The following is a 16679-nucleotide window of genomic DNA, read 5'->3' on the forward strand; positions in this document are numbered from 1 at the left end:
GAAGGAACCAAGAAATGCCTTGGTTAAACAATACCAGACCTTGCTTTCATATGACGATGTTGAGCTTGAATTTGACGATGAGGCTCTCCAAGAGATTGCTAACAAAGCTATTGAACGTAAGACTGGTGCCCGCGGACTTCGCTCAATCATCGAAGAAACCATGCTAGATGTTATGTTTGAAGTTCCAAGTCAAGAAAATGTGAAAACTGTTCGTATCACAAAAGAAGCAGTTGATGGAACAGCTAAGCCAATCCTAGAGACAGCCTAGAGGTGACTATGGAAATCAATACACACAATGCTGAGATTTTACTGAGTGCTGCCAATAAGTCCCACTATCCGCAGGATGAACTTCCTGAAATTGCTCTTGCAGGTCGCTCAAATGTTGGAAAATCGAGCTTTATCAATACCATGCTCAATCGAAAAAATCTAGCTCGTACCTCTGGAAAACCAGGAAAAACACAACTACTAAATTTCTTTAATATTGATGATAAGATGCGTTTTGTAGATGTGCCTGGTTACGGTTATGCCCGTGTGTCCAAAAAGGAACGCGAAAAATGGGGACGCATGATTGAGGAGTACTTAACCACTCGAGAAAATCTTCGAGCAGTGGTTAGTCTCGTTGACCTTCGCCATGATCCGTCAGCAGATGATGTACAGATGTACGAATTTCTTAAATATTATGAGATTCCTGTCATCATTGTGGCGACCAAGGCAGACAAGATTCCGCGCGGTAAATGGAACAAGCACGAATCAGCTATTAAAAAGAAATTAAACTTTGATCCAAGTGATGACTTTATCCTCTTTTCATCCGTAACAAAAGCAGGAATGGACCAGGCTTGGGATGCTATTTTAGAAAAATTGTGAGGAATACATATGGCAAAAACAATTCATACAGATAAAGCTCCAAAGGCAATCGGACCTTACGTTCAAGGAAAAATCGTTGGCAACCTTTTGTTTGCTAGCGGTCAAGTTCCTTTATCTCCTGAAACTGGAGAAATCGTAGGAGAAACGATTCAAGAACAGACTGAACAAGTTTTGAAAAACATTGGAGCTATTTTGGCAGAAGCAGGTACAGATTTTGACCATGTTGTTAAAACGACTTGTTTCTTGAGCGATATGAACGACTTTGTACCTTTTAATGAGGTATACCAAACAGCCTTTAACAAGGAATTTCCAGCTCGTTCAGCTGTAGAAGTAGCTCGTCTTCCTCGCGATGTAAAAGTCGAAATTGAAGTCATCGCTGAGATTGGATAAGCGAGTTGAAGTTTGGTTCTTCCAAACTTCTTTTGATATAAGGAGACTATGATGACAATGAAACAACTTCACCTGGTGATTGTAACAGGGATGAGTGGTGCAGGGAAAACTGTAGCCATTCAATCCTTTGAAGATTTAGGCTACTTTACCATTGATAATATGCCACCAGCTCTATTGCCAAAGTTTTTGCAGTTGGTAGAGACCAAGGATGATGACCACAAGTTAGCCCTAGTGGTGGATATGCGAAGCCGCTCTTTCTTCTCAGAGATTCAGGCTGTCTTGGATGAATTGGAAAACCAAGATGATTTGGACTTCAAGATTCTCTTTTTGGATGCTGCTGATAAGGAATTGGTGGCACGCTATAAGGAAACTAGAAGAAGTCACCCTCTGGCAGCAGATGGTCGTATCTTGGACGGGATCAAGTTGGAACGCGAACTCTTGGCTCCCTTAAAAAACATGAGTCAAAATGTAGTAGACACAACAGAGTTAACTCCCCGTGAACTTCGTAAGACGATTGCAGAGCAATTTTCAGATCAAGAACAGGCTCAGTCCTTCCGTATTGAGGTTATGTCTTTCGGGTTTAAATACGGCATTCCAATTGATGCTGACTTAGTGTTTGATGTCCGCTTTTTGCCAAATCCCTACTACCAACCAGAACTTCGTAATCAAACAGGTGAAGACCAGGCCGTTTACGACTATGTCATGAAACATGAGGAATCTGAAGATTTCTACCGTCATTTGTTAGCCTTGGTTGAACCAATTCTACCAGGCTATAAAAAAGAAGGAAAATCAGTCTTAACTATTGCGATTGGTTGTACTGGTGGACAACACCGAAGTGTTGCATTTGCCAAACGCTTAGCCAATGATTTGTCTAAGAATTGGTCTGTAAATGAAAGTCATCGTGATAAAGACCGAAGAAAGGAAACGGTAAACCGTTCATGAGAAAACCAAAAATTACGGTGATTGGTGGGGGAACTGGAATCCCCGTTATCTTAAAAAGTTTAAGGGAAAAGGATGTCGAGATCGCAGCGATTGTAACTGTTGCTGATGATGGAGGTTCTTCAGGTGAACTTCGTAAAAACATTCAACAGTTAACACCACCAGGTGATTTGCGTAATGTCCTTGTAGCCATGTCAGATATGCCAAAATTCTATGAAAAGGTCTTTCAATACCGTTTTTCAGAGGATGCAGGTGCTTTTGCTGGTCATCCATTAGGAAACATTATCATAGCTGGATTATCTGAAATGCAGGGTTCGACCTATAATGCCATGCAATTGCTGAGTAAATTCTTCCATACTACAGGGAAGATTTTCCCATCAAGTGACCATCCTTTGACACTCCATGCTGTCTTTAAAGATGGGACAGAGGTAGCTGGCGAGAGTCACATTGCTGATCATCCAGGCATGATTGATCATGTTTACGTCACTAATACGCTTGATGATGAGAAACCTGAAGCTAGCCGCCGGGTGGTTAACACTATTCTCGAAAGTGATATGATTGTCTTGGGACCAGGTTCACTCTTTACTTCGATTTTGCCTAATATTGTTATTGAAGAAATTGGTCAGGCGCTTCTGGAAACCAAGGCTGAAATTGCCTATGTCTGCAATATCATGACCCAGCGTGGAGAGACCGAGCATTTCACAGATAGTGATCACGTAGAAGTCTTGCATCGTCATTTGGGTAGACCATTTATTGATACAGTACTCGTCAATATCGAGAAGGTTCCGAGGGATTATATGGATACCAACCGATTTGATGAGTATTTAGTACAGGTTGAACATGATTTTGAAGGTTTGTGTAAGCAAGTCCCACGTGTCATTTCATCTAACTTCCTACGTTTGGAAAATGGCGGAGCCTTTCACGATGGTGATTTAATCGTAGATGAGCTCATGCGCATTATACAGGTGAGAAAATGAGCTTCACAGTTGCAGTAAAAGAAGAAATTTTGGGTCAGCACCATCTGAGTCGCCACGAACTATCTGCCATTATTAAGATGTCTGGTAGTATTGGTTTATCGACTTCTGGCTTAACCCTGTCAGTTGTGACAGAAAATGCCAAGTTAGCCCGTCATCTCTATGAGTCTTTTTTGCACTTCTATGAGATTAAATCAGAAATTCGTCACCATCAGAGAAGTAATCTACGGAAAAATCGCGTCTATACTGTATTTACTGATGAGCGAGTCCAAGAACTTTTAGCGGATTTACGTTTGGCTGATTCTTTCTTCGGCCTGGAGACAGGGATTGATCCGGATATTTTAGGAGATGAAGAAGCAGGACGTGCCTATCTATGTGGCGCCTTCTTAGCGAATGGCAGCATTCGTGATCCCGAGTCAGGCAAGTATCAGCTGGAAATTAGTTCAGTTTATCTAGATCATGCCCAAGGGATTGCTTCGCTCTTGCAGCAGTTTTTGTTAGATGCCAAGGTGATTGAACGAAAAAAAGGTGCAGTGACCTATCTCCAGCGAGCAGAAGATATTATGGATTTCCTGATTTTGGTGGGAGCCATGCAGGCGCGAGATACTTTTGAAGGTGTCAAGATTCTCCGAGAAACTCGTAATGATCTCAATCGTGCCAATAATGCAGAGACGGCTAATATTGCTCGTACGGTTTCAGCGAGTATGAAAACCATTAACAATATCAGTAAAATCAAAGATAGAATTGGCTTGGATAATCTTCCAGCAGACTTGCAGGAAGTTGCCCGTCTGCGTATTCAGCATCCAGACTATTCTATCCAGAAGCTGGCAGATAGTCTGACAAATCCACTCACCAAAAGTGGTGTCAATCATCGACTGAGAAAGATTAACAAAATCGCAGAGGAATTGTAAAAACCACGAATCGTATAATTCGTGGTTCTTTTCTTATAGACTTGTAGAGTGTTTTGGTTGTACTTTTTGTTCGGGGTCGATATAGTTGATAGCATTATTAACAGCAGTTGGTGCTTCACCTAGACCGGTCGCAATCAAGTCAATCTTACCTTCGTAGTAGCAACAGTCACCGATAGCGTAAATTCCAGCTTGGCTAGACTCCTGCTTGCTATTGACGATAATCTTGTGACGGTTAAGGTCAAGTCCCCATTTTTTAAGATTACCGACAGAAGATTTAAAGCCATAGTTGACAAAGAGGTGGTCCAATTCAATGGTTTCGGTTTCATCGGATTTGACTTTTGTAATTTCAAGCTTGTCTAAAGTTTTTCCATCTCCAAGAAGTTGACTCGGAACAAATGGTGTTTTGATAGTTACAGAAGACTCTTGCAAGGCTTGTACGCTATGCTCAAGTGCACGGAAGTTATCGCGACGGTGCACAAGTGTAGTTGAAGCAATCTTTTCAAAAGCTAAAGCCCAGTCAACGGCTGAGTCACCACCACCCAGAATGGTTACCTTCTTACCAGCATATTGTTGAATATTAGAAACGTGGTAGTGGATATTATCATAGCCTTCAACACCTTCTAATTCGAGTGGACGTGGTTTGAAAGCACCTCCTCCCATAGCGATAATGACCGTTTTAGTCAGGTGACTTCCTTTATTGGTAGTAATAGTAAAATAGTCCTCGTTTTTTACTATATCTAGGACAGTTTCATTGAGGTGAATAGGTGTCTCAAACCCTTCAAGTTGTTCCAAAAGGCGGTTAGTCAATTCTTCCCCTGTGAGGTTTGGAAAACCTGGAACATCGAGAATTTGTTTTTCAGGATATAGGATGGCAGGTTGACCACCTAGTTGAGGAAGAGAATCGATGATTTGTACTTTGGCTTGACGAAGGTGAGCATAAAAGGCTGCGAAAAGACCGACAGGTCCACCTCCTACAATGGTAATATCATATAGTTCAGACATGGTTTCTCCTTAATTCATTTCTATCATTTTATTCTATCATATTTTCTACCAATTTAAAATGAAGTAGGGGGAAGAAAATTTTCATATAAAATGATATAATGAAGAGTAGCTTTTTTATGGAGAGGAGGCCTAGAATGAATTTTCAGCAATTATCTAATCTTCAATACTGGTCTAGTTTGTTTTCCAGTCCTTGGAGTATTCTGATAAATGTGATTGATATTCTTATCGTTGCCTATATCTTATACCAATTTACAAAATCAATTGCAGGAACCAAGATTATGATCCTGGTTCGAGGGGTTTTAGTCTTTATCTTAGCTCAGATAGTAGCAAATACTCTGGGCTTGACGACTATTTCTTGGTTGATCAATCAATTGATTACTTACGGTGTTATCGCAGCGGTTGTTATTTTCTCTCCAGAAATTCGGACAGGTTTAGAGCGATTAGGACGTGCGACTGATTTCTTTTCAAGTACACCAATGAGTTCAGAAGAACAGATGATTCAGGCCTTTGTTAAAGCAGTTGAATATATGAGCCCGCGAAAAATTGGAGCACTTGTATCAGTTCAGCGTGTCAGAACCTTGCAGGAATATATTTCCACGGGGATTCCTTTAGATGCTAAGATTTCTGCAGAACTCTTAATCAATATCTTCATTCCAAACACACCTTTACATGATGGTGCAGTCATTATAAAAGGTGATCGAATAGCTGTAACATCTGCTTATCTTCCACTTACTGAAGACACTGGTATTTCTAAGGAGTTTGGAACGCGACACCGTGCAGCCATTGGTTTATCTGAGGTTTCTGATGCTCTCACTTTTGTGGTATCAGAGGAAACTGGAGGTATTTCCATTACCTATAATGGTGTCTTTAAGCATGATTTAACGATGGAAGAATTTGAGGAAGAGCTACGTCGTATACTGATTCCGGAAAATTCACAAGAGCCAAGCTTAACAGAGCGTATATTAGGAGGCTGGAAGAATGAAAAAAAATAGTTTATATATCATCTCCTCACTCCTCTTTGCTTGCGTTTTATTTATTTACGCTACCTCTATAAATTATCAAAATAATAATAATGCAAGACCGGCTCGAACAGAAACCTATACCAATACAGTCGTAAATGTACCGATTGACATTCAGTATGATAGTGAGCAGTATTTTATTAGCGGTTTTAGTTCAGAAGTAACAGTATTTTTGACTGGATCCAATCGAGTAACCTTGGCTAGTGAGATGCAAGAAAGCACTCGTAAATTTAAGGTTACTGCAGATTTAACACAGGCGACAGAAGGAACCGTTGAAGTTCCCTTGACCATTGAGAATCTACCAAGTGGTTTAACAGCCCTAGCAACACCGCAGAAAATAACCGTTAAAATTGGGAAGAAAGCAACACGGGATAATTTACCAGTCACTCCACAGATTGACTCTGGTAAGGTTGATGAACGGATTCTTATTGATAGTGTGACAGTTTCAGATCAACGGGTTTCAGTTACCAGTGATGCTGACACCCTGTCTAAGATTGATAAGATTGTGGCTGTTTTACCAACGAGTGAGCAAATTTCAGGGAATTACTCTGGTTCGGTGCCTCTTCAAGCAGTTGATAAAAATGGAACAGTTCTACCAACGGTGATTACACCGTATGAAACAACCATGAAGATAACAACGAAACAAGCTCGATCAGCAAGTAGTTCTAGCTCAGCAACGACAAGCTCATCTTTGGGCAGTTCGTCTTCAACTAGTTCTGAAACCAAGTCAGACTCTTCAAAAAAAGACTAATAAAACACAATAGAAAAGGATAAAAAATGGGTAAATATTTTGGAACGGACGGAGTCCGTGGAGAAGCAAACGTAGAATTAACGCCAGAATTGGCTTTTAAACTTGGTCGTTTCGGAGGTTATGTCCTCAGTCAACATACGACTGAAGCGCCGAAAGTTTTTGTAGGACGCGACACACGTATTTCAGGTCAAATGCTAGAAGCGGCTTTGATTGCTGGTCTCCTTTCAGTCGGAATTCACGTTTATAAGCTTGGAGTTCTTGCAACACCAGCAGTAGCATACTTGGTTAAAACTGAGGGAGCAAGTGCAGGTGTCATGATTTCAGCTAGTCATAACCCAGCCCTTGATAACGGAATTAAATTCTTTGGTGGTGACGGCTTTAAACTAGACGATGACAAAGAAGCAGAAATCGAAGCCTTGCTTGATTCAAGTGAAGATACTCTTCCACGTCCAAGCGCTGAAGGTTTAGGTACTGTTGTTGATTATCCAGAAGGCTTGCGCAAGTACGAAGCCTACCTTGTTTCAACTGGAACTCCTCTTGAAGGGATGAAGGTGGCCTTGGATACTGCCAACGGTGCAGCTGCAACAAGTGCTCGTCAAATTTTTGCAGACCTAGGTGCTCAATTAACAGTTATCGGTGAAACACCAGATGGCCTTAATATCAACTTGAACGTTGGTTCAACTCATCCAGAAGCTTTGCAAGAACTTGTAAAAGAAAGTCAATCTGCCATTGGCTTAGCCTTCGATGGGGATAGTGACCGTTTAATTGCTGTTGATGAAAATGGCGACATCGTCGATGGTGACAAGATTATGTACATTATTGGTAAATACCTTTCTGAAAAAGGTCAGTTGGCCCAAAACACTATTGTGACAACAGTTATGTCCAACCTTGGTTTCCATAAGGCCTTGGATCGTGAAGGAATCAATAAAGCAGTTACTGCTGTTGGAGACCGCTATGTCGTTGAAGAAATGAGAAAATCTGGCTACAATCTCGGTGGTGAGCAGTCAGGTCACGTTATCTTGATGGACTACAATACAACAGGTGATGGTCAGCTTTCAGCAGTTCAATTGACGAAGATCATGCAAGAAACAGGTAAGAGTTTGTCTCAATTGGCCTCAGAAGTGACCATTTACCCACAAAAATTGGTCAATATCCGTGTGGAAAATGCCATGAAAGAAAAAGCTATGGAAGTTCCAGCTATCAAGGCTATTATTGATAAGATGGAAGAAGAGATGGCAGGTAACGGACGCATCCTCGTTCGCCCAAGTGGAACGGAGCCACTCTTGCGTGTCATGGCTGAAGCCCCAACCACTGAGGAAGTAGACTACTATGTAGACACTATTGCTGAAGTTGTTAAAACTGAGATTGGTATTTAGTAAATCTAGCAGAAAATAAAAAAATATGGTACAATGGCAACTATATTGTACCAATGGAGATGAAAATGAATTTAAAACGTGAACAAGAATTTGTCAGCCAGTATCACTTTGATGCGCGTAACTTTGAATGGGAAAATGAAAATGGAGCACCTGAAACTAAGGTTGATGTAAACTTCCAGTTGCTTCAGCATGATCAAGATAATCAAGTTACTTCTTTGGTAGTTGTTTTGAGCTTTATGATTGTCTTTGATAGATTTGTCATTAGTGGAACGATTTCTCAAGTCAATCATGTTGAAGGTCGTATTGTCGACCAACCAAGTGATTTCAACCAAGAAGAAGTTGAGACACTAGCTCGCCCATGTTTGGATATGCTTAATCGTTTGACTTACGAAGTAACAGAAATTGCCCTTGATTTACCGGGAATTAATTTGGAGTTTTAAGAAATGAAATTAGCGGTCATAACAGACTCGTCTGCTTTTCTACAAGCGGAAACCTTGCGGAAAGAAGATTTATTTGTGCTAGACATTCCTGTGAATATCGATGGACAGGAGTATGTTGAAGGTGTAAATCTAACCGCTCAAGAATTTTATGAAAAAATGGCTTCAGCAAGCGAATTGCCAAAAACGAGCCAACCAAGTATTGCCAAGTTAGATGAAATTTTATCATCATTAAAAGCTAAAGGCTACACACATGCCTTGGGTCTTTTCCTATCTTCTGGAATTTCAGGGTTTTACCAAAATATCCAATACATGAAGGATGAGTTTGAAGGTTTGACCATTGCTTTTCCAGATACTCGAATTACAAGTGCTCCTTTAGGCTATATGGCTGAGAGTGTCTTTAAATGGGCAGAACAGGGAGATGGTTTCGAGTCTATCTTAGATAAAGTAACTGAACAGATAGAAAATACCTCAGCCTTTATTATGGTGGATGATCTTGACCATCTAGTTAAGGGGGGACGTCTTTCAAATGGTGCGGCCATTTTAGGGAATCTCCTTAGTATCAAGCCAATCCTATATTTCAATGACCAGGGTGTGATAGAAGTATATGAAAAGGTTCGTACAGAGAAAAAGGCTGCCAAACGCTTGGTTGAAATTGTTAAAGAAGCAACAGCTAATGGGAATTACCAGATTACTGTCATTCACGGGAATGCTCCTCAAAAAGCAACAGATTTGCGCCAGCTTTTAATCGATGGTGGAGTAGCTACGGATGTTTCAATTGCAACCTTCGGTAGTGTTATTGGGACTCACCTGGGAGAAGGAAGTATTGCTCTGGGCTATACACCAATAATCTAGACTATTTTTCATGGACAGCTAAGGTCCTTTGTATCTTAAACAGGAGTTGAGATTGAGATGAGTATTCGAGTAATTATTGCTGGTTTTAAGGGGAAAATGGGCCAAGCTGCTTGTCAGATGGTTTTGTCAGATTCTGAGTTAGAACTAGTAGCAGTTGTAGATCCTTTCGAGTCTGAGACCCAATGGCAGGGAGTTCCGATTTTTAATGATAAGGCTGCCTTAGTAGGCTTTGATGCAGATGTTTGGGTGGACTTTACGACACCAGCAGTTGCCTACGAAAATACACGTTTTGCTCTTGAAAATGGCTTTGCTCCAGTGGTTGGTACAACAGGCTTTACTAGTCAAGAAATTGCAGAGCTAAAAGAATTTTCTCGTTCTAAAAACTTGGGTGGCTTGATTGCTCCTAACTTTGCTTTGGGTGCTGTCTTGCTCATGCAATTCGCGGCACAAGCAGCAAAGTATTTCCCAAATGTGGAGATTATCGAGCTTCACCATGACAAGAAAAAAGATGCTCCGAGCGGAACAGCTATCAAAACAGCCGAGTTGATGGCAGAGGTACGAGAATCAATTCAACAAGGTGCCAGTGATGAGGAAGAACTCATACCCGGTGCGCGTGGTGCGGACTTTGATGGTATGAGAATTCACTCAGTTCGCTTGCCAGGTCTTGTGGCCCATCAGGAAGTTATTTTTGGAAATCAGGGAGAAGGATTGACCCTGCGTCATGACTCCTATGATCGTAGCTCCTTCATGACAGGAGTGAATTTGGGAATCAAAGAAGTTGTCAAGCGTCATGAGCTTGTCTATGGATTAGAACACTTATTATGAGATTAACACAAATGCCTTCTGAATTTCAGAAGGCTTTACCAGTATTAGAAAAAATTAAAGAAGCAGGCTATGAAGCCTATTTTGTTGGAGGCTCTGTTAGGGATGCTCTACTAAATCGTCCCATCCATGATGTGGATATCGCGACTTCTTCTTATCCAGAAGAAACAAAACAGATTTTTCCACGCACAGCTGATATCGGAATTGAACATGGAACCGTTTTGGTTTTAGACGGAGATGAAGAGTACGAAGTGACCACTTTTCGAACAGAAGATGTCTATGTAGACTACCGTAGACCAAGTTCAGTTTCTTTTGTTCGGTCGCTAGAAGAGGACCTCAAACGACGTGATTTCACAGTTAATGCCTTTGCCTTAGATGAGACAGGGGAAATCATTGATTTGTTTGATGGTTTGAGAGATCTAGAAAATCAAGTTTTACGAGCAGTTGGTGTATCTAGTGAGCGTTTCAACGAAGATGCCCTACGCATCATGCGTGGTTTTCGTTTTCAAGCCAGTCTAGGATTTGAGCTTGAATCAGAAACCTTTGAAGCGATGAAGACCTTAACGCCACTCTTAGAGAAAATTTCTGTGGAACGTACTTTTGTAGAATTTGATAAACTTCTACTAGCCCCTCATTGGAGAGTAGGCTTATCTTCTATGATTGCAAGTAAAGCTTATGATTATCTTCCAGATATGGCAGATAGTCAGGGCAAGCTCCAGTCTTTATTTGACTTAAAAGATAACTTCACCTTTGAATCTTCTGAACAAGCCTGGGCAGCACTTTTATGGGTTTTAGAAGTGGAAGATGCTCAACAATTTTTGAAACATTGGAAAACTTCGCGTCAATTTGCCAAGCAAGTTCAAGATTTGCTAACAATCTTAGAACTTCGTGAAGAAGGAGAACTAAGCAAGCGCGATTGTTACCGCTTTGATCTAGATTTGCTTTTACAGGCTGAAAATCTTCGTCAGTCTCAAGGAAAAGAAGTCAATCCACAGGCTATCGAAGAGACTTACCACAGCCTAACCATCCATGATAAGAAAGAAATTCAAATCAATGGTGGGATTTTGATCAAAGAATATGGCTATCAACCAGGACCAGAAATGGGAGAAATTTTAGCAGAGATTGAGTATGCTATTGTAGATGGAGATTTGGAAAATAACTTGGAAGCTATTCATGCCTACTTGAGGGAGAAAAAATGAGTGATTTTATTGTTGAAAAACTAAGTAAATCCGTTGGAGACAAGACTGTCTTTAAGGATATTTCCTTTATTATCCATGACTTGGATCGCATCGGTCTTATCGGTGTCAATGGGACAGGGAAGACAACTCTTTTGGATGTCCTTTCGGGAATCTCTGGTTTTGATGGTGACGTAAGCCCTTTTTCGGCAAAAAATGATTACAAAATTGGCTACTTGACTCAGGACCCAGATTTTGATGACAACAAGACTGTCTTGGATACGGTCCTATCTAGTGATCTCAAGGAAATCCAGCTCATTCGTGAGTATGAACTTCTTATGCTCAACTACAGTGAGGACAAACAGGCACGTTTGGAAAGGGTTATGGCGGAGATGGACTCCCTCCAAGCTTGGGAAATCGAGAGTCAGGTCAAGACTGTTCTCAGTAAACTAGGCATTCAAGACTTATCAACTCCTGTTGGAGAATTGTCAGGTGGTCTGCGAAGACGGATTCAGTTGGCGCAAGTCCTTTTGGGCAACCATGATCTTTTGCTTCTTGATGAGCCTACCAACCATCTGGACATTGCGACCATTGAATGGCTGACTCTCTTTTTGAAAAATTCCAAGAAGACCGTCCTCTTCATCACCCACGATCGTTATTTCCTAGATGCGCTTTCGACGCGAATTTTCGAGTTGGACCGTGCTGGTTTGACAGAATATCAGGGCAATTATCAGGACTATGTTCGCCTCAAGGCGGAACAGGATGAGCGTGATGCTGCACTTCTTCATAAAAAAGAGCAACTTTATAAGCAGGAATTGGCCTGGATGCGCAGACAACCACAGGCTCGTGCAACCAAGCAACAAGCACGTATCAATCGATTCCATGACTTGAAAAAGGAGGTTTCTGATACTAGTGTTGAGACAGACTTGAGCATGAATTTTGAAACTAGCCGTATCGGTAAAAAAGTTATCGAGTTTAAGGATGTTTCCTTTGCCTATGACGATAAACCGATTCTGAACCATTTTAATCTTTTGGTACAAGCCAAAGACCGTATCGGAATCGTCGGGGACAATGGTGTTGGGAAGTCAACCCTTCTTAACCTTATTGCAGGAAGACTTGAAGCGACTGAAGGACAAGTTATCATCGGTGAAACAGTTCGCATCGCTTATTTCTCTCAACAAATCGAAGGCTTGGATGAAAGCAAGCGAGTTATCAATTACCTGCAAGAAGTGGCAGAAGAGGTTAAGACTAGTGGTGGCTCTACGACCTCTATCGCGGAGTTATTAGAACAGTTCCTCTTTCCACGATCAACACATGGGACCTTGATTGAAAAGTTATCTGGTGGAGAGAAAAAACGCCTGTATCTCCTCAAATTGCTCTTGGAAAAACCCAATGTGCTTCTTTTGGACGAGCCAACAAATGATTTAGATATTGCGACCTTAACTGTTCTAGAAAATTTCTTACAAGGTTTTGCTGGTCCAGTTTTAACTGTTAGTCACGATCGTTATTTCCTTGATAAGGTAGCAACCAAGATTCTAGCTTTTGAGAATGGGAAGATTCGTCCTTTCTTTGGACATTATACTGACTATCTGGATGAAAAGGCCTTTGAAGCAGAAACAAAAAGCCAAGTTCAAAAGGCTGAGAAGGAAAAAGTCGTCAAAGTCCGTGAAGAAAAGAAACGCATGACCTACCAAGAAAAGCAGGAGTGGGCAAGTATTGAAGGCGATATCGAAAACTTGGAGAACCGTATTTCTGAGATTGAAGAAGAGATGCAGGCAAATAGCTCTGACTTTGGGAAGCTAGCTACTCTTCAAAAAGAGTTAGACGAAAAGAATGAAGCCTTGCTTGAAAAATATGAACGCTATGAATATTTAAGTGAGTTGGCTTAATGAAAGAGAAAATCATCAAATGGAGTAGTAGGAAAATCATTTGGAATATTGTACTCTGCTTTGTGGATTTAGCTTTTTTGCTTTGGATCCTATATTTTATGATGACCTATCCCAAAGAAGTAGCTATTGGATTAGTAGCACTAAGACTCTTTGTCTTATTCTTAATCATCATTGTTGGATGGCTCTTGTATGAACGAATACAGATTCTTCTATCAGATAAAGAGTATTTAAAATGTACAGCTCAAGGTTTTTCCTATAAGCCACATCCTAAAAAAGACTGGCAGTTTTATTCCTGGGACCAGGTAGAAACATTGAGAATTAAGGGTGGTAGAAGTTCGAGGGATTTTTACCAGATTGAAGTTTGTTTTTTTGACAAAGACCTTGTAAAAACGAAATCTCTATGGAATCGACTACGAAGTAAATTTTCAAGTGCTAAACCTGCTGTCGACTTGATAATTCCGATTCATTTACTGGATGTTGGTTTGCCAGAGAGAGTATTTGAAACCATGTCTTACTATGAGCGAGAGTGGCGCATCCAACAAAATCGTCAAGGCCATCAAAAATCCAAATTCAAATCTAAAAGTAAAAAGAAGAAAAGATTTTATTGAGTCATTCCATTCGCAACATTAAAGAATAGCGTTGAAACCTTGGACTGGCTTTCCAGGGTTTCTTTCTATTTCTCTTTTCTAAGAAATGTGTTATAATAGAGAGTAAAAATTTTAAAAGAAAGAAATGCTATGAACTTAAAAGATTACATTGCAACCATTGAAAACTACCCTAAGGAAGGAATTGTCTTCCGTGATATCAGTCCCTTGATGGCTGATGGTAATGCCTACAGCTATGCTGTTCGTGAAATCGTCCAATACGCTACTGACAAAAAAATCGATATGATTGTTGGACCAGAAGCGCGTGGATTTATCGTTGGATGTCCAGTCGCTTTTGAGTTGGGAATTGGTTTTGCGCCTGTTCGTAAACCTGGCAAGTTGCCACGTGAAGTCATTTCAGCGGACTACGAAAAAGAATATGGAGTTGACACTTTGACTATGCACGCAGATGCTATCAAACCAGGACAACGTGTTCTTATCGTAGATGACCTCTTGGCAACAGGTGGTACTGTTAAAGCAACCATCGAAATGATTGAAAAATTGGGTGGAGTCGTAGCAGGTTGTGCCTTCTTGATCGAACTGGATGAACTCAAAGGTCGTGAAGCTATCGGAGATTACGACTATAAAGTGCTGATGCATTATTAATGAAAAACAGTCCCTAGGGCTGTTTTCTCTTCATTTGATATAAAAATAAGCTATATCTAGTTAGAGAAAAACTATAATTGAAAACTATATCTTCATACAGTATAATAAAGGGAAAGAGAAACGTCAGCATTTTTCCCGTTGACGATACCATGTTTACTTGAGTCCAATATGATACAGTAAGGAGATTTCTATGCCGATTCGAATTGATAAAAAATTACCAGCAGTTGAGATTTTACGAACGGAAAATATTTTCGTCATGGATGACCAGAGGGCGGCTCATCAGGATATTCGACCACTGAAAATTCTGATTTTAAACTTGATGCCACTGAAAATGGTTACAGAAACTCAGCTTTTACGCCATTTAGCCAATACTCCTTTGCAGTTAGATATTGAATTTTTATATATGGAAAGTCATCAGTCGAAAACAACTCGTTCTGAGCATATGAAGACTTTTTATAAGACCTTCTCAGAAGTTCAAGACCAGTATTTTGATGGCTTGATTATTACAGGTGCTCCAGTTGAACATCTCCCTTTTGAAGAAGTGGACTATTGGGAGGAATTTACTAAGGTTATCGATTGGTCTAAGACTCATGTCTTTTCAACCCTGTATATTTGCTGGGGAGCACAAGCGGGTCTATACTATCGCTATGGCGTAGATAAATACCAGATGGACCAGAAGCTTTCTGGGATTTATTCTCAAGATGTTTTGAAAGAAGGTCATCTTCTACTGAGAGGTTTTGATGATTTATATGTATCCCCTCATTCTCGCCATACAGAAGTCCACAAAGAAGATATTCTAAACAAAACAAATCTAGAGATTTTAGCATCAGGAGAAGAGGTAGGAGTCTCTATCCTTGCGAGTCGAGATTTGAGAGAAGTCTATAGCTTTGGGCATTTGGAGTATGATCGTGATACGTTAGCCAAGGAATATTTTAGAGATCTAGATGCTGGTTTAGATCCCCATATACCAGAAAATTATTTCAAAAATGATGACATCCATGAACTTCCTTGTATGCGTTGGAGTTCCTCAGCAGCTCTCTTTTTCAGTAACTGGGTAAATTATGCAGTTTACCAAGAAACGCCTTTTGAGTGGAAGAGTGCAGAAGAAGATGTATCTCATTTTGGATATTTATAAGAGGAATTATGACATATTTAGATGCTTTCAAATCAGGGAACTTGGTGTTACCAAGTGCTCTGCTCTTAAACTACAATCAACTTTTCTCATCAAGCGATGATTTTCTTGTTTGGCAATTTTTTTATCTGCAAAACACAACGGCCTTGGGCGAATTGTCCCCAAGCCAAATCGCTGAGAAAATAGGCAAGCAAGTCTATGAAGTCAATCAAGCAATTTCACGATTGACAGACAAGGGACTTCTTCAGTATCGAACCATTGAATTAAATGGGGAGATTGAGGTTATCTTTGATGCGACTTTGGCTTTAGAGCGCTTAGACCAACTTTTTGAAAAGCAAGAACCAAACCAAGTGGCACCTGCTAAAAATGATTTGAAAGACTTGGTGGAAACCTTCCAACAAGAACTAGGACGTCTCTTGAGTCCTTTTGAGATCGAAGATTTAGAAAAGAGTTTGAAAGAAGACGGAACCAGTGCGGACCTGATCAAAGAGGCCCTACGTGAGGCCGTTTTGAATGGGAAACCAAATTGGAAGTATATCCAAGCTATCCTACGAAACTGGCGTCATGAAGGCATTAAGAGTGTAGTCCAGGTAGAGGCGAAGCGTCAGGAGAGAGAAGCAACTAATCCTCAAAATGTTCAAGTTTCTGCAGATTTTCAAAATGCTATGGATCTTTGGAAAGACTAATTTTAAGTATTGATAATAGAAAAAAATGCCTACAGGCTAGAAAGAAAATCTGGCTTGTGGGCATTTTTTGTGGATTTTATACTCAATGAAAACCAAAGAGCAAACTAGGAAGCGAGCCGCAGGTTGCTCAAAACACCGTTTTGAGGTTGTGGATAGAACTGACGAAGTCAGTAACACATATACGGCAAGGAGAAGCTGACGTGATTT

18 protein-coding genes and 1 pseudogene are annotated in these 16679 nt (G+C 40.5%); 18 read left to right on the forward strand and 1 reads right to left on the reverse strand.

Annotation, left to right across the window (positions count from 1 at the left end):
• From QM887_RS08610 to whiA, 6 genes and pseudogenes are all read left to right on the forward strand, one after another.
• Positions 1-268 (forward strand): annotated as a pseudogene (locus QM887_RS08610) (ATP-dependent Clp protease ATP-binding subunit ClpX); the annotation flags it as partial.
• Between the two features lie 8 nt (positions 269-276).
• Positions 277-864: a ribosome biogenesis GTP-binding protein YihA/YsxC gene (gene yihA, locus QM887_RS08615; protein ID WP_049494688.1), complete on the forward strand. Its 588-nt coding sequence runs from the start codon at positions 277-279 to the stop codon at positions 862-864.
• Between the two features lie 9 nt (positions 865-873).
• Positions 874-1254 carry a RidA family protein gene (locus tag QM887_RS08620; RefSeq protein WP_001140424.1) on the forward strand — a complete coding sequence of 127 codons (381 nt, stop codon included), beginning with the start codon at positions 874-876 and terminating at the stop codon, positions 1252-1254.
• A gap of 51 nt (positions 1255-1305) precedes the next feature.
• The gene (gene rapZ / locus QM887_RS08625; RefSeq protein WP_414271266.1) at positions 1306-2196 is read left to right on the forward strand and encodes an RNase adapter RapZ; all 891 of its coding nucleotides are present in this window, start codon (positions 1306-1308) and stop codon (positions 2194-2196) included.
• Positions 2193-3170, forward strand: coding sequence for a YvcK family protein (locus QM887_RS08630; RefSeq protein WP_414271267.1), 978 nt, complete (start codon positions 2193-2195; stop codon positions 3168-3170). The genes rapZ and QM887_RS08630 overlap by 4 nt, the downstream gene beginning before the upstream one ends.
• Positions 3167-4078, forward strand: a complete 912-nt coding sequence (gene whiA, locus QM887_RS08635; protein ID WP_414271268.1) for a DNA-binding protein WhiA — start codon at positions 3167-3169, stop codon at positions 4076-4078. Before QM887_RS08630 ends, whiA begins: the two co-directional genes overlap by 4 nt.
• Before the next feature lie 33 nt (positions 4079-4111).
• Here the strand turns inward: whiA and QM887_RS08640 are convergent, their stop codons facing one another.
• Positions 4112-5080, reverse strand: coding sequence for an NAD(P)/FAD-dependent oxidoreductase (locus tag QM887_RS08640; protein ID WP_414271269.1), 969 nt, complete (start codon positions 5078-5080; stop codon positions 4112-4114).
• Between the two features lie 134 nt (positions 5081-5214).
• On the opposite strand from QM887_RS08640, the gene cdaA reads away from it, so the two are divergent.
• The 12 genes from cdaA to QM887_RS08700 all read left to right on the forward strand — a co-directional run bounded on the left by cdaA (position 5215) and on the right by QM887_RS08700 (position 16472).
• On the forward strand, positions 5215-6072 hold the full coding sequence (gene cdaA, locus QM887_RS08645) for a diadenylate cyclase CdaA (RefSeq protein ID WP_281334689.1): 858 nt from the start codon (positions 5215-5217) through the stop codon (positions 6070-6072).
• Positions 6059-6850 carry a YbbR-like domain-containing protein gene (locus QM887_RS08650; protein ID WP_414271270.1) on the forward strand — a complete coding sequence of 264 codons (792 nt, stop codon included), beginning with the start codon at positions 6059-6061 and terminating at the stop codon, positions 6848-6850. The genes cdaA and QM887_RS08650 overlap by 14 nt, the downstream gene beginning before the upstream one ends.
• A 26-nt stretch (positions 6851-6876) precedes the next feature.
• The gene (glmM, locus tag QM887_RS08655; protein WP_414271271.1) at positions 6877-8226 is read left to right on the forward strand and encodes a phosphoglucosamine mutase; all 1350 of its coding nucleotides are present in this window, start codon (positions 6877-6879) and stop codon (positions 8224-8226) included.
• 65 nt (positions 8227-8291) lie between these two features.
• Complete coding sequence (locus tag QM887_RS08660) at positions 8292-8666, forward strand: DUF1149 family protein (protein ID WP_001050083.1); 375 nt, start codon at positions 8292-8294, stop codon at positions 8664-8666.
• A 3-nt stretch (positions 8667-8669) separates the two neighbouring features.
• Entirely contained in the window at positions 8670-9518 is an 849-nt protein-coding gene (locus tag QM887_RS08665) for a DegV family protein (RefSeq protein WP_414271272.1), read from the forward strand.
• A 57-nt stretch (positions 9519-9575) separates the two neighbouring features.
• A complete protein-coding gene (gene dapB, locus QM887_RS08670; protein WP_414271273.1) occupies positions 9576-10343 on the forward strand; it encodes a 4-hydroxy-tetrahydrodipicolinate reductase in 768 nt (255 codons plus the stop codon).
• On the forward strand, positions 10340-11539 hold the full coding sequence (locus QM887_RS08675; protein ID WP_414271274.1) for a CCA tRNA nucleotidyltransferase: 1200 nt from the start codon (positions 10340-10342) through the stop codon (positions 11537-11539). Before dapB ends, QM887_RS08675 begins: the two co-directional genes overlap by 4 nt.
• The gene (locus tag QM887_RS08680) at positions 11536-13404 is read left to right on the forward strand and encodes an ABC-F family ATP-binding cassette domain-containing protein (protein WP_414271275.1); all 1869 of its coding nucleotides are present in this window, start codon (positions 11536-11538) and stop codon (positions 13402-13404) included. Before QM887_RS08675 ends, QM887_RS08680 begins: the two co-directional genes overlap by 4 nt.
• Complete coding sequence (locus tag QM887_RS08685; protein ID WP_414271276.1) at positions 13404-14012, forward strand: hypothetical protein; 609 nt, start codon at positions 13404-13406, stop codon at positions 14010-14012. The genes QM887_RS08680 and QM887_RS08685 overlap by 1 nt, the downstream gene beginning before the upstream one ends.
• A gap of 129 nt (positions 14013-14141) precedes the next feature.
• A complete protein-coding gene (locus QM887_RS08690; protein WP_414271277.1) occupies positions 14142-14654 on the forward strand; it encodes an adenine phosphoribosyltransferase in 513 nt (170 codons plus the stop codon).
• 190 nt (positions 14655-14844) lie between these two features.
• Positions 14845-15789, forward strand: coding sequence for a homoserine O-acetyltransferase MetA (gene metA, locus QM887_RS08695; RefSeq protein ID WP_075230842.1), 945 nt, complete (start codon positions 14845-14847; stop codon positions 15787-15789).
• A gap of 8 nt (positions 15790-15797) precedes the next feature.
• Entirely contained in the window at positions 15798-16472 is a 675-nt protein-coding gene (locus QM887_RS08700) for a DnaD domain-containing protein (RefSeq protein ID WP_414271278.1), read from the forward strand.
• Positions 16473-16679 lie beyond the last annotated feature (207 nt).

The organism is Streptococcus infantis (genome assembly GCF_047460875.1).
Classification (GTDB): Bacteria; Bacillota; Bacilli; order Lactobacillales; family Streptococcaceae; genus Streptococcus; species Streptococcus infantis_AA.

Coding starts and splice junctions, on each gene's coding strand:
- glmM (WP_414271271.1), top strand. CDS start 6,877: ATGGGTAAATATTTTGGAACGGACGGAGTCCGTGGAGAAGCAAACGTA.
- QM887_RS08650 (WP_414271270.1), top strand. CDS start 6,059: ATGAAAAAAAATAGTTTATATATCATCTCCTCACTCCTCTTTGCTTGC.
- metA (WP_075230842.1), top strand. CDS start 14,845: ATGCCGATTCGAATTGATAAAAAATTACCAGCAGTTGAGATTTTACGA.
- cdaA (WP_281334689.1), top strand. CDS start 5,215: ATGAATTTTCAGCAATTATCTAATCTTCAATACTGGTCTAGTTTGTTT.
- QM887_RS08700 (WP_414271278.1), top strand. CDS start 15,798: ATGACATATTTAGATGCTTTCAAATCAGGGAACTTGGTGTTACCAAGT.
- QM887_RS08680 (WP_414271275.1), top strand. CDS start 11,536: ATGAGTGATTTTATTGTTGAAAAACTAAGTAAATCCGTTGGAGACAAG.
- rapZ (WP_414271266.1), top strand. CDS start 1,306: ATGACAATGAAACAACTTCACCTGGTGATTGTAACAGGGATGAGTGGT.
- QM887_RS08675 (WP_414271274.1), top strand. CDS start 10,340: ATGAGATTAACACAAATGCCTTCTGAATTTCAGAAGGCTTTACCAGTA.
- QM887_RS08660 (WP_001050083.1), top strand. CDS start 8,292: ATGAATTTAAAACGTGAACAAGAATTTGTCAGCCAGTATCACTTTGAT.
- QM887_RS08640 (WP_414271269.1), bottom strand. CDS start 5,080: ATGTCTGAACTATATGATATTACCATTGTAGGAGGTGGACCTGTCGGT.
- QM887_RS08665 (WP_414271272.1), top strand. CDS start 8,670: ATGAAATTAGCGGTCATAACAGACTCGTCTGCTTTTCTACAAGCGGAA.
- yihA (WP_049494688.1), top strand. CDS start 277: ATGGAAATCAATACACACAATGCTGAGATTTTACTGAGTGCTGCCAAT.
- QM887_RS08620 (WP_001140424.1), top strand. CDS start 874: ATGGCAAAAACAATTCATACAGATAAAGCTCCAAAGGCAATCGGACCT.
- dapB (WP_414271273.1), top strand. CDS start 9,576: ATGAGTATTCGAGTAATTATTGCTGGTTTTAAGGGGAAAATGGGCCAA.
- QM887_RS08630 (WP_414271267.1), top strand. CDS start 2,193: ATGAGAAAACCAAAAATTACGGTGATTGGTGGGGGAACTGGAATCCCC.
- QM887_RS08690 (WP_414271277.1), top strand. CDS start 14,142: ATGAACTTAAAAGATTACATTGCAACCATTGAAAACTACCCTAAGGAA.
- QM887_RS08685 (WP_414271276.1), top strand. CDS start 13,404: ATGAAAGAGAAAATCATCAAATGGAGTAGTAGGAAAATCATTTGGAAT.
- whiA (WP_414271268.1), top strand. CDS start 3,167: ATGAGCTTCACAGTTGCAGTAAAAGAAGAAATTTTGGGTCAGCACCAT.